11 protein-coding genes are annotated in these 11,874 nt (G+C 37.3%); 4 read left to right on the forward strand and 7 right to left on the reverse strand.

The annotated features are described in order from the left end of the window. Positions 1-182: 182 nt before the first annotated feature. Positions 183-986, reverse strand: a complete 804-nt coding sequence (locus tag KTH84_RS16255; protein ID WP_262474206.1) for a protein kinase domain-containing protein — start codon at positions 984-986, stop codon at positions 183-185. Next, positions 973-2,481 carry a DUF3336 domain-containing protein gene (locus tag KTH84_RS16260; RefSeq protein WP_004643431.1) on the reverse strand — a complete coding sequence of 503 codons (1,509 nt, stop codon included), beginning with the start codon at positions 2,479-2,481 and terminating at the stop codon, positions 973-975. The genes KTH84_RS16255 and KTH84_RS16260 overlap by 14 nt, the downstream gene beginning before the upstream one ends. 177 nt (positions 2,482-2,658) lie before the next feature. On the opposite strand from KTH84_RS16260, the gene KTH84_RS16265 reads away from it, so the two are divergent. Next, on the forward strand, positions 2,659-3,540 hold the full coding sequence (locus tag KTH84_RS16265) for an ATP-binding protein (RefSeq protein WP_262474208.1): 882 nt from the start codon (positions 2,659-2,661) through the stop codon (positions 3,538-3,540). 108 nt (positions 3,541-3,648) lie between these two features. After that, on the forward strand, positions 3,649-4,746 hold the full coding sequence (locus tag KTH84_RS16270) for a DUF6670 family protein (RefSeq protein WP_262474210.1): 1,098 nt from the start codon (positions 3,649-3,651) through the stop codon (positions 4,744-4,746). Between the two features lie 8 nt (positions 4,747-4,754). Here the strand turns inward: KTH84_RS16270 and tsaD are convergent, their stop codons facing one another. After that, a complete protein-coding gene (gene tsaD, locus KTH84_RS16275) occupies positions 4,755-5,765 on the reverse strand; it encodes a tRNA (adenosine(37)-N6)-threonylcarbamoyltransferase complex transferase subunit TsaD (RefSeq protein ID WP_075431473.1) in 1,011 nt (336 codons plus the stop codon). 145 nt (positions 5,766-5,910) lie between these two features. Between tsaD and rpsU the strand changes: the two genes are divergently transcribed. Next, positions 5,911-6,126, forward strand: coding sequence for a 30S ribosomal protein S21 (gene rpsU / locus KTH84_RS16280; protein ID WP_001136722.1), 216 nt, complete (start codon positions 5,911-5,913; stop codon positions 6,124-6,126). A gap of 25 nt (positions 6,127-6,151) precedes the next feature. Continuing rightward, on the forward strand, positions 6,152-6,598 hold the full coding sequence (locus KTH84_RS16285) for a GatB/YqeY domain-containing protein (RefSeq protein WP_042897124.1): 447 nt from the start codon (positions 6,152-6,154) through the stop codon (positions 6,596-6,598). A gap of 90 nt (positions 6,599-6,688) precedes the next feature. Here KTH84_RS16285 and KTH84_RS16290 read toward each other — a convergent pair whose 3' ends face one another. The 4 genes from KTH84_RS16290 to KTH84_RS16305 all read right to left on the reverse strand — a co-directional run bounded on the left by KTH84_RS16290 (position 6,689) and on the right by KTH84_RS16305 (position 11,873). Beyond that, entirely contained in the window at positions 6,689-8,116 is a 1,428-nt protein-coding gene (locus KTH84_RS16290) for a M48 family metalloprotease (protein WP_128814455.1), read from the reverse strand. A 142-nt stretch (positions 8,117-8,258) separates the two neighbouring features. Next, positions 8,259-9,224, reverse strand: coding sequence for a 2-hydroxyacid dehydrogenase (locus tag KTH84_RS16295; RefSeq protein ID WP_262474213.1), 966 nt, complete (start codon positions 9,222-9,224; stop codon positions 8,259-8,261). 11 nt (positions 9,225-9,235) lie between these two features. Next, the gene (locus KTH84_RS16300; RefSeq protein WP_262474215.1) at positions 9,236-9,883 is read right to left on the reverse strand and encodes a hypothetical protein; all 648 of its coding nucleotides are present in this window, start codon (positions 9,881-9,883) and stop codon (positions 9,236-9,238) included. A gap of 100 nt (positions 9,884-9,983) precedes the next feature. Continuing rightward, positions 9,984-11,873, reverse strand: coding sequence for a M48 family metalloprotease (locus tag KTH84_RS16305; RefSeq protein ID WP_262474217.1), 1,890 nt, complete (start codon positions 11,871-11,873; stop codon positions 9,984-9,986). Position 11,874 lies beyond the last annotated feature (1 nt).

Below are 11,874 nucleotides of genomic sequence, written 5' to 3' on the forward strand. Positions count from 1 at the left end.
GCGAAGAGACTCGAACTCTTACACCTTGCGGCGCTGGAACCTAAATCCAGTGCGTCTACCAATTTCGCCACGCCCCCGATGGCTGTGTATATTAGCGATAAGATCTAACAGTGACAAGTGTTTTTTTTCTAAATAAATCTGACCGTGTAAATTGTATACAGAAACTAGATCAATGATTTTTATCAGATTGAAACTGCTTTTAAGCAATTGATCGCTTCAGCAGCATTTGTAAATCGATTTTGCTGCTTTTTTTGCAATAAACCTGAAAGTAATGGATAAAAACTCATAAACTGTGTGGGTAATTGAATGGTTAACTTTTGGCAATGCAATACTGCCCAATCATAGTAACTGCTTGCTTCTAAGCGAGTTTGGGTTAACCACTCATATAAAACAACACCAAATGCGTATAAATCGCTTTGTATATCCTTACACGCCCCTCCAAACAGCTCTGGCGCCATATATCGTGGCGTAGCATCCATCCTTGAATCTGAACTTGATAAAAGTCGGGCTTTCTCAAAATCAATCAAATAAGAATTTTGCTGAAACTTTCGAAAATGCTCTTTCTTAATATCTCCATGAATCCAACCAAATCTATGGAGTTCTGCGAGCTTATCTAACGCGAACCAAATCGTATGATATATATCAGTTAAATCTGTCTTAGAAAGCAATGATCCAAACCACAAATCAGTATGAGGTAAAATTAAAACCCTGCCTAAAGAATGGTTCAACTGAGGAATGGCACTCACTTCGATTAATTTATGGGGTAAAAGCCACGCAGGTTTCTGATGATTAATTTCTTCGTAAAATAATTGTTCATGGATAAAATCTTGCTCACTTTGAACATGCGTTTTAGGCAAATGATATTTTAACCAATAATCTTTGTTATCTATGCTAAATGTCCATAGATACCGCCCTAAAGCGGCACTCGCAGGTTTTGTCACACTTTTTAAGTTCTCAATATGCGAAGCAAAATCATGCTTCAGCATAGTAAGACTCTGGCTGTTGTTGCTTTTCTTCAAAACGCAAAACTTCTAAGCAATGCTGAATTGTCTTGCCAATACGAGCATGGGTCTCAATTGAAGAAATTTTTGGCCAAGTCGCGCGTTCCCCTTCTCGTTGCAAACGTTTAAACAAATGTGGACGTGGGTTTTGCAAAGTATAGGTATAGTGACTCAAGCCATATTTAGCAATAATATTAACATCGCCATAATAACGTTGCCCCATTACGCCATATCCATGATCTAGCAATCTCCTAATCGGAGAAATAGAACCAAGTCTTTGACGGGTAAAATCCATAATTCCCATCGACAGTACTTTGCCTTGACGTCTTAAAATACGTTCTGGCCAACTTAAAACGTCTTTACGAAAGCGGTCTGCATCATTTTGCATAAATGGCACAATATGCGGGTTCACCTGACTGGCAATGGTGTAATTTAAATTATATAAACGCGCCATTCTTTCTTGCGGAAAATCATTTCTTACACTGCCATCTACCCATTTTGTGTTTGCCATATAAGGTGTATGTTCACCATCATAACGTTTACTGGTTAAACGAACTGGCGGAAATAACACAGGTACAGCACATGAAGCCAATACAGCACTCCATACCAAAACGTTCGGAGTCATAATGGCATTCATAATTCGTGGGTTTTCTGTTGCATCATAGGGAGCAACCGCAACATTAATATTTAAACCAGATTTTTTGAAAGCTTCCTCAAAAGTAAGATCACCTAAGTTTTCAACAAGGAATTTTTTCAAATAATGCACATCGGCAATGCCACCATTTCCCTTAATGAGTTCACGAAGTTTTCTAAAATGAAAAGCATCGCTAAAGAATTGTTCTCCATTTAATAAATTTTGAACATCTTCACTGGCAGAAGTTCCGAGCATGCCTGTCATAATTGCCCCAGCGCTTGAGCCAGATAACACTTTAGGCATTAAGTCTTGTTCAATTAAAGCTTTACACACCCCAGTGTGGAAAAGACCTAAAGTCGCTCCACCTGAGAACATAAGAGCCGGTTGTCCATATGCTTTTTCACAATTTTCAAAAAACTCAATTTTTTCTTTTCGTTGGAAAGTAATACACTCACTTGAAGCAATATAGGCCAAACTTTGGCTAACTTCTTCAATATAATCTTCAATTAGTTTTTTTGTGCCTACATGCGTTGCAGCAAAAAGCATTGGATGACCAATGTTTGCAATATCGTACGTTAAGCCTTCTTTGAGTAGATAGATTAAATCTAATGTTCGATGTTGCTGGCGGTATCTTTTCAGTAAGGTATATCGATAAGAAATAAGTTCCGCATCGAAATAAGGTGAACTATTATCAAATTTCCACTCTTGCACACCAGTTTCTTCATCTAGTTTTAATGCAAAAGACTTCCACTCTTCATAAGATTCAGCCATGTCTAATTGACGTTGTAATTTTTTGATACGGTAAGCCTGATGCGGATTCATATCACTTCGTATTTTTTCAAACATATTTCGTCCTCATCTTCACAGATGATTTTACTGAATAGACATGACAACACTATGCGCGGTCTGAACATTTCAATCAATTGCAAAACCGATAAACTGTATAGCAATAACTTTTTTGTCAGCCTGTTATTTTCGGTGTTAGTATCTTAGTAAATTACTGTTTAACATGATTGACTTACCATGGCTACCTTTGATTTACCAGACAATTTAGTTCAGACATTATCACTTGTATTAAATCAGTTACAGCAAGTCTTACCTGAACCTAAACAAGAGACAGATTTTACTGCACCTGCATTTAGATGGGAAAATCAGCAGCTTAAAGCCATCTATACGCCCAAAAATATTTATTTAGATGACTTAAAAGGTATTGAACGCCAAAAAGAAAAAATCATTCAAAATACTTTGCAATTTTTAAATGGTTTACCAGCAAATGATGTACTTTTAACAGGCTCACGTGGTACAGGTAAATCATCTATTGTTCGTGCTTTATTGACTGAATATGCAAATCAAGGGTTACGTTTAATTGAAATTGAACGTGATGATTTAGCAGACTTACCTAAAATTCAAAAACTTATTCAAAACCGAACTGAAAAATATATCGTATATTGCGATGACTTAGCTTTTAATGCTGAAGATGAAAACTATCGTAGTTTAAAAAGTGTATTAGATGGCTCACTACAATCTGGTTCGAGTAATTTTATTATTTATGCAACTAGTAACCGTCGCCATTTGTTACCCGAATTCATGCATGAGAATACACCTGTAACTAGAGTTGATGTTCCACAATATACTGAATTACATCCACAAGAAGCTATTGAAGAAAAGATCTCTTTATCAGATCGCTTTGGTTTATGGTTATCTTTTTATCCAATGGACCAGAGTTTATATTTAGAAATCGTAGAACATTATATTCATAAAGCAAACATGACTTTTAGTGACGAAGTTCGTGCTGAAAGTTTACGTTGGTGTCAAATGCGTGGTCAACGTTCTGGACGTGCTGCTTATCAGTTTTCTAAGCACTGGATTGGTTTAAATGGATTAAAAGAGTTGTCTAACAATTAAACGAAATGTCCCGCAAAGCCTTAGCTTTGGCCTGAAAACCGCTTAGATTTGGCAGTTGTTTTTCATAATCTAAAACAAAGATAGTCCTATCCTTATTTAGGTTTATATATGAAAAAACAAATGCCCAAAATTTCTATAGGCAGCAAAGTTTTAGGTCAAAGCTTATTGCTCGCGCAAGGCACCTTGGATCAAGCGGAAAAATACTCAACTCTTCCTTTTACTCAGTCTCATATCATTCGCCCACGAGTTGACGAAAAATATTATAGCTGGACACATTACGGTATCTTTTTCCCACTTTTACCCGAACCGCATCGTTATCTAAACATTATGATTTTATTAGGTACGCCCGGTGCGCTAGCCTTTGATCATGACGACATAATTAATGAAGACCCCAGAAAAACAGCCACATTCTTTTCAAGTACTGCCGCAGTTGAGCAAGCTTTGCTTAAGGCTTACATCATTCCCAAGGATACAAAAATTGATAAAGACGGAAGCTTGATAGAATTAGGCAAAGAAATTTCAATACAAGGGACATTTCCGCAAGTTCATATCCATGGACATTATGATGGACTTGATTTCGACTTTGATATTGATGTTACATCACATGTTTCGTGGTTTATAAAAACACCGATTTATGATCATTTTAGTTTATTGGCAAAGTTTAAAGGCTTTTTAAGTTATCAAGCAGAACGCATTAAAAGTGAGGGACTCTGTACGTATGAATATGCACGAGCAGTTGGTCCACATAGTTTCATAAACAAACTTCTTCCTGACGCTTATAAACTGCCGCTTGATTTTTTTACTTATCAAATTATTAATTTAAATGAGACCACTCAACTTCTTCTTACAAAAGCAGATATTGCTGGACAGACAGTAGCTTATACCCTGCATATTAGACATCTTGATCAGCCAGCTGAAATTTATACAGATGTTAGCTTTGACGTTATTTCTCATCAAGTCGATGAATACATCTCACCGACTGGAGAAAAAATGCGACTTCCGAAATACTTTTCGTGGATTGCTCGAAATGAGAATAAACAAATTATTTTGAATATTCAGGCAGAAATTGACTGCCCACTCCGTTATGGTCATGGGCGAGGTTATGCCAGTGGGTATAAATTTACTGGTAATTACTTCGGCAACGAAGTTCAAGGCCGTGGTTATATCGAATACATTGATATCGAAAACCAAAAAGCTTTTGAATAAAAATAGTTTTATTCAGGAATAGACAATTCTGTCATTGGCCAACGTGGTGTTGTGGTTACAGCCAAACCATCATGTTGACCTGCTTTTAAGCGCTGATAACCAGCAAAAGCAATCATTGCCCCATTATCAGTACATAAGGCAGGTTCAGCATAGTAAACTTGTGCCTTAATTTTAGCTAATGAAGTTTCCAACTGTTCACGTAATCGTAAATTTGCGCTCACCCCACCCGCTATAACTAAACGTTTTAGTCCAGTTTGCTTTAGAGCTTTTACTGATTTTTTTACTAAGGTATCTACAATTGCTTCTTGGAATGAAGCTGCAATATCCGCGTCTCGATTTTCACCATTCAATTTTTTCAATTGCACAGAAACTGCGGTTTTTAAACCACTAAAAGAAAAATCTAAACCTTGGTGAAGCATTGGTCGCGGAAATGCAAATGCTAATGGATTTCCACTTAAAGCTAATTTTGCAATATTTGGACCGCCTGGGTATGGCAAACTCATCATTTTTGCAACTTTATCAAAAGCTTCTCCAGCTGCATCATCAATAGACTCACCCAAGAGTTCATATTGACCAATACCGTGAGCGGCCATTAATTGTGTATGTCCACCTGAAACTAATAAAGCAACAAATGGAAATTCGGGTGGTTGACTTGAGAGTAGAGGTGCCAACATGTGCCCCTCCATATGATGAACACCAATTGCAGGTTTATTTAAAGAAAAAGCTAAAGTTCTTCCAAATAAAGCCCCTGTCATTAAGGCTCCCATTAAGCCAGGACCGCGCGTATAAGCAACCGCATCAATCTCTTGCTTTTTTATTCCGCTTTGGTCAAGCAATTGATTCATTAAAGGAATTAATTTACGAACGTGGTCACGAGAAGCAAGTTCAGGTACTACTCCACCATATTCGGCATGAAGTTTAATCTGACTATAAAGAACCTGTCCCCGCAAGCCGAGTTCGCTATCATAAAGTGCCAACCCTGTTTCATCACAAGAAGTTTCCAAGCCTAAAACAATCATCAAAACTGCCTTTTATATGAGTCAAAATATTGCAATCGCTATTATAGACTTGTGATATGAGTTGTAAATGAGTAAAATACTGACCTTCACTTGTGATCCGGCACAATAGTGTGCTTGATCTTATCCATAATCTAGAGGATTTTACATGCCACAAGTTAAGTTGAAAGAAGGCGAACCAGTTGACGTAGCTATCCGTCGTTTCAAGCGTTCATGCGAAAAAGCTGGTGTTTTAGCTGACGTTCGTAAACGCGAATTCTACGAAAAACCAACTCAAGAACGTAAGCGCAAAAAAGCTGCTGCAGTTAAACGCTACCAAAAGAAATTGGCTCGCGAATCTGTACGTACTACTCGCCTTTACTAATTAATTTGTGATTGACTGCTGAATTATGACTACTTTAAAAAACCAAATTACTGATGCATTAAAAACTTCTATGCGTGCCAAAGATATGGCAACAGTGACGGTTTTGCGTGGTCTACAAGCAGCAATTAAGCAAATCGAAGTCGATGAGCGCAAAGAGCTTGGCGACGCTCAGGTTCTTGCGGTCATTGAAAAGCAAATTAAACAACGTAAAGAATCGATCAAAGCCTTTGAAGGTGCTGGTCGTGATGATTTAGCTAGTAAAGAACAAGCCGAAGCTGAGATTTTATCTCAGTTTCTACCAGAAGCTATGACTGAGGAAGAGCTTGATTCTCTCATTGAGCAAACGATTTCTGCTCAAGAAGCAACTAGCATGAAAGATATGGGTAAGGTGATGAATTCTCTACGTCCGATCATAGCCGGGCGTGCCGATCCTTCTATAGTTTCAGCAAAAATTAAAGCTAAATTAGCTTAATTTCTTCTCTTAAATTTCATACTCCTTCAAACTAAAATTCTTTTTAGTTTATGTAAACGTGTCTATCTGAAAATTTTAAAAGATCTATCTTTAAATTTTCATTCTTCGCTCATCTTGCATTTGTTTTAATCTACTATCTATTCTAGCCGACATTGCTTGATTGTCTTTTGCTAAACGCTGAGCATGCAACATCGATTTAATTGCATTTTCTTCACTACCCGACCAATATTCAGCTTCTGCTCGATAGCGTAAAACGTTGACTGCCCTCAACGATCCTGCCTTGTCCAAATTAGCGGCTTGCTGTAAAAATTGCCAACCTTGTATATCTCTTGGGTTTTTATTAATAAATCGTTGAACAAGCGTTTGAACTTGTGCAAATTTTCCTTGACGTAATAGCACTTCAGCCAATTTATAGCTAAAAGCTCTATTTTCAGGCATAGTCATTTGTGTAGAAGCGATTGAAGAATAAGCTTGATCAAGTTTGTTTTGCCCCAGATAAATATCTGTCTGCAATAAGGCAACAAGGGGTTTTCCACTAGATTTCACTTGATCTAAGGTAGATTGTGCCTGTGCATAATCACCCTGTTTTGCATAAAAAGCTGTCAAACCAATAAGACCAGCAATATTTTTTTGAGAAGCCAAACTCTGTAGTTGGTTTTCAGTAGCCTGATTTGAAACCACCATTGTGTACCATTTTAAAATTTCAAAATCTGCATCATACATACGATTTTTAACTTTAGGCATTTGGTTTGCACGAAGCCGAGCTTCACTCATACGCTCGGTCGTCAATGGATGAGTCAGCCAAAAATCTGGTAAAAAACTTACCCGACTCGTTGCACGATGCATTGTTTCAAAATAATCCGCCATACTTTGAGGGTTATAACCCGCTGCATACATATATTGCATGCCAATACGGTCTGCTTCACGTTCCTGATTTCGACTATATGTTAACTGGCTATCCATTAGTGCAGCCTGTGTTCCCAACATCACTGCTGCGCCTGCATCTCCACCGCCCTGTGCAGCTATTGCCACACCTGCTAAAAGCCCAGCTAAACTTAATAAAGTTTGTCCCTTAAAGGCTTCCTCTGAACGGCTAAAATGTCTTTGTGATACATGGGCAATCTCATGCGCCATAACTCCAGCAATTTCATCAATATTGCGAGCTGAAGCAATAAGCCCAGTATTTAGTGCAAATAGGCCACCCGGAACAGCAAAAGCATTAATTTGTGGATCTTTAATAACAACTAGACCAATAGGCTGACCAAGCTGAGTCTCGCTCAGAATACTTGAAAATACCTGAAAAAATTGATCTTCGAGCCAGATATCTTGAATAACTGGCATTTGTTTATGAACTTCACGGAAAACTTTTTCACCAATAAATTTTTCTTTTTGTTGATCAAGCAAGCCTATCCCACTTCCAATATTTGGAATTTCCACCTGATTCGCAGATGGCAGAGGGTCGAAAGACTGTGCATACGACACATTTGCTATAAAAGTCGCACTTAAAATAACTGGCAAAAATCTCAAAAGTTTTTCTCTATTAAAATTAAACCATAAAAAAAGCCTACTGATGTAAACCATAAAAAATGATGTTCAATCAATAGACTTTTACTATATCACTCGAAATCGACTAGTTTTGCAATGAAGTGTTATTAATCACTTATATAAAGTTTTGGTTTACCAGATATCTAGGAGTTTTATCCTCCAAAGCTTCAACCAGATTTTTATAGGCAAGATTTGCCATTTTTTTACGGGTTTCGGCAGTAGCTGAACCCACATGAGGTAAAGTGACTACGTTAGGCAATTTAAAAAGTGCTGAATCCTGTAAAGGTTCTTTTTCATACACATCTAAGCCAGCAGCAAAGATCTGATTTTGCTGCAAAGCTTCAATTAAAGCTTGCTCATCAACTACTGAACCACGCGCAATATTAATAAAAATAGCGTGTTTTTGCATAAGTTCAAACTGAGCTTTACCCATTAAAGCTTTCGATTCGTTATTTAAGTCAACCGCAGTTACTACAAAATCAGACTGCTGGAGTAATTGATCCAAACCAAGATATTGTGCGTTTAATGGCTCAGCTAATTCAGGCTTTTCACGACGATTATGGTAAACAATATTCATGTTAAATCCATAAAAACCACGCCGTGCAATTGCAGCCCCAATATTACCAAGCCCAATAATCCCCAATGTCTTTCCAAAAACATCCAAACCGAATTGCTGAGGCCCTACTGTTCTTTTCCATTCACCTTGTTTAGTCCAATGATCAAGAAAAGGAACTTTTCTAGCAGCGCTTAGTAACAATGTAAAAGCAAGATCAGCTGTCGTTTCAGTTAAGACATGAGGTGTATTTGATAACCAGATTTTTCTTTGATTTAGATAAGCCAGATCATAATTGTCATAGCCCACCGTTACAGATGAAATAATTTTTAGTTTTTGAGCTGGTGCGAGATTACTTTCATTGAGTAACCGTCCTGCGCCAATCATTCCGTCAGCATCTATAACGTGTTGTCGTATTTGTTCATTAATATCACCCAATTTGGGGTTAAGAACTACAACATGATAATTCTGTTGTAATCGAGACAAAATTTCTTCATCAATTTGGCTAAAAACTACAACTTTTTTCATGTAAATCCCTACTACTCGTTGTTATCTTGCATTAATTTCCATAACCTTTTTTTAAGGAGTGGTTTCTCCAACATTTCTTTTAAACTTGCTAAATGAATAATATTGGCGTGTTGAATATAAGAACAGTCACCAAGACACAATATTTTCTTCTCCGCGGCGACAGCATCTAAAAAGCCTTGTATATATGAACCCGCGCCCCGCTGATCTTGATAAGTAGCTAACGGAAAAGGCCATTTCAATTCAGCATACTGCCCTATTTTTGCTTTTTGTATGTTGGTCCAAAGCTGTTTTTCTTCTTCACTTAAATTCGTAACATCTAAAAAAATAACACATTTCTCAAGAGAAAAAGCCTGTAACTCAAATGATGCAATCTTAATGATAGGCGCTTGCACTTCATTGTGAGGTGCTATAACAGGTTGAACCTGTATTGAAACTGGCGCCACAATTTCAGGTTCAACTTTTGGAATATCTTTGATTTGTGGCTTTGTGGGCTGCTCAAGAACGACTGGTTCTACAGAAGGCAATATAATCGGTTCAGGTTCGTCAACAACATGATCTCGCCAAAGGCTTTGAGCATTATTTTTTTGGCACACCTGTGTCTTAGGAATCCATAAATCAATTCCTAAAGTTGCCAGTATATTTCTTTGCTGCCCAATCATGTTTGAATCAATACCTCTACTCAATCTACATTCTAACGGGCTTCAGTTTTTTTTTCAGTGTTTTATTTCGTTCAGTTGTTTTTATAATCGTAGATGTCTTTTAAATAATCATAACACTATTTCTTTTTTGCATTTGCTCAACAATTTCTTCTGTCTCAAAGCCGAAACGCCAATAAAGCAATTCAAGTACATCCAGCTCATCTTGAGTGATGATGCGGTCGCTCCATAAGCACATTTCCGCAATCGCTAAAATACTAAGACGATCACGCAATAATAAACCTGCAATATCATTTAAAATTTCAGCAAGATCTAAAGGCTCATCCGAAATTTCATCATAAATATTCATTTCATCAGGATTGAGAAGCGAACGCAAAATACGTTCACGTACTTCTAACTGATTTGGACTATTAATTTGCTGAACATGAAGCAAAGCATCAATCAAACGAACAATTTGAGGTTTTACTTCTTCAAATGCAGTTGGTAAATGCAGCGGCATCAAATTCAGTTCATATTTAACCCGCTCTAACAAAAGTGCATCTAGCAAACCAATTTCACCATCTTCTTGAATAATGAGCGCTAGCTTAGTAAGAAATTGCCGCGCAATACTTGCTGGCATATGCCCAATATTTTTACAAGCATCATGAAATATCTGAATATGAATACGACCATCAAGATTTAATAAGGCATCAATAATGGCATGACTCACTGGCGCATCTTTAGGGATAAATTCTCGATATTGACGAATCATCAAAATAGCGACCATTACCTCACGTGAACCCGTAGCAGTTTGTAGCGCACGCTGGATTAACTCAGGACGCTTCTTATTTCGACGCACATCACTATTAAGAGGCTTAATGGCATCATTTAATGCAAAACTAATGGGTGACAATCTTAATAAAGGCAGCGGTTGTGGAGATGACCACGGAACATAAATTTCTTTCTCAGATTCCTCTAAAAAATGAAATAAGCTAAATAACGGACGATTGCGGAGTTTTTTTAAATTTTCTAATTGCAAATCTTGTAGCAAAGTCGGGTTTAACTCATAAATACGCTCACGAATGCTCGGGTGAATATTCATCCAGCTTTGAGGACTAAGTGAGTTAGCAAAACACATATGCGCAATTGATTCAGAATAAGCGCTATGAATTTGTGAACCGGAATGATGAACATAAATACGCAATAAAGTCTGAGTATTCGCACTATTTTTTAATAATCGTACTGTTTTTTGGTCATTACGAAATGTGCGGCCACTCAAAGTTAAATACTTAATGAAGCGGGTAATTAGTACGCCTAGGCTTCCAGCCAACCAAATGACGCCACCCACCGCAACAAAGACGGTTTCAAACTTATGTTTATAACCTGGGCTATAGCGCTTAAAACCTTGTTTCGCTAATTTACTGCCCCACTGGCTAAAAGTTGTTAATCCACTATATAAAATCTTTAATTTAGTATTCTCAGCGGCTTCACCCGACAAAATTTGATTAAACTCATGGCCCAACAAACCATATAGTTCAAGTTTATCTAGATTTTGCAGAGCCCCCCACGTCAAAATAATCACAATATCTTTAGGGTGAAAACCTGCTGTAAGGGCATTTACGCCTACTTCATCAGGTAAAACATATAAGGTTGGAACTTTAAGTGAAAAATTTTGCGCCAAATATTCAGTAATTTTTAATGCTTCAAGTTCTTCTGGTGTACTTTCTTCTTTTACTAACCGACGTGCTTTAAGCTGTTTTGCTAAAGAATGTCCACCTTTACGCAAGATATAAAGTTCAGTAACTACCGACCAAACCATAATAAAAAGTAAAAGCGCGACAAAATAAGGACTTAAAGTGTGCCACCAAATGGGCTGACTATAATCAAAAAAATGGACGAGTAAACCTAAAATTAAATTTAAAATAAAAATAGTAAGCAGCACAGCAACCAAACACATAGTGATGGACCATGCCATATTCTTATTTTCGATGAGATAGTGGCTTACTTCTTTCAAT

It is taken from the genome of Acinetobacter sp. WU_MDCI_Abxb74, assembly GCF_025513915.1.
In the GTDB taxonomy this organism is placed as follows: domain Bacteria; phylum Pseudomonadota; class Gammaproteobacteria; order Pseudomonadales; family Moraxellaceae; genus Acinetobacter; species Acinetobacter calcoaceticus_C.